Source organism: Streptomyces termitum (assembly GCF_014650175.1).
Classification (GTDB): Bacteria; Actinomycetota; Actinomycetes; order Streptomycetales; family Streptomycetaceae; genus Streptomyces; species Streptomyces termitum.
Genome location: NZ_BMUL01000050.1, coordinates 1 through 800, shown reverse-complemented (window position 1 = coordinate 800; position 800 = coordinate 1). Strand labels below are relative to the sequence as shown.

General features: G+C 52.2%; 1 protein-coding gene. It reads right to left on the bottom strand.

The annotated features are described in order from the left end of the window. On the bottom strand, positions 1-605 hold a 605-nt coding region (locus IE219_RS32715), incomplete at its 3' end, for a hypothetical protein (protein ID WP_229850277.1). Positions 606-800: the final 195 nt, after the last annotated feature.

Sequence of the window (800 nt, the reverse complement as noted above, 5' to 3'; positions counted from 1 at the left end):
GAAGTGATCTCAACTTGAGTGTCGATACATTCGTGCCCGGAGGCGTTGGCGCTGATGGGGCAAGCAGTCTCTTGGACGTTGGGGCAGACTTTCTCGCCAGTGTCACGACGACGACGGTGGTAGCCAGCGTATTGACTGGGCTTGGGCTTGTAGCCAGGAGGTGAAGGCCAGTTCCATACTTGCGAACATCCAGTTTGACACGAGCTGTAAGTGCGTCGGCAATTTCTGACTGGCGCCTGGTAGTCGGAATATTCATTGATCTCCGGCTGGCTGTAGATCCAGTCCAAAGAGGATCCACATGATGACATACGGGACTGGACCTTGCTGGCGTGCGATGAATCCCTTGCTTGCCACGGGAACCCGCCAAATCCAGAGCTGATTCCACCCCACGACGACTGTGCGTAGCCGAGATGTTGGCTGGCTTCACTACATCTGCTTGAAATGTGGGCATGTCCTAATCTGTCGGCAGTGGCCTTGAGCTGAGCCAATGAGCCGGTCAGGGTGGCCATCTGGTTGTTAACGGTGTTACAAGTGCTCTTGAAATTGGCTGCCGCGTCAATGACTGGGAGAACCGACGCAGCCAATGCGAAGATGAGAAACTTCATGCTGAGGAAAATTTGAGAGTTGTTTCTGAGTGGTGGTGGGGGCGATGAGAGAAGTGATTCGGAATCGAGCTATTTAACCAGAATAAGAACTGTTCCGAGGAGTGCGTTGGAGTGTTGACTGATGCAAATGATAAATTAGTTGGAGCGAGCGGGTTGGATTAGATTATATAGAGGGAAGGTGCAAGTCCAAATGTG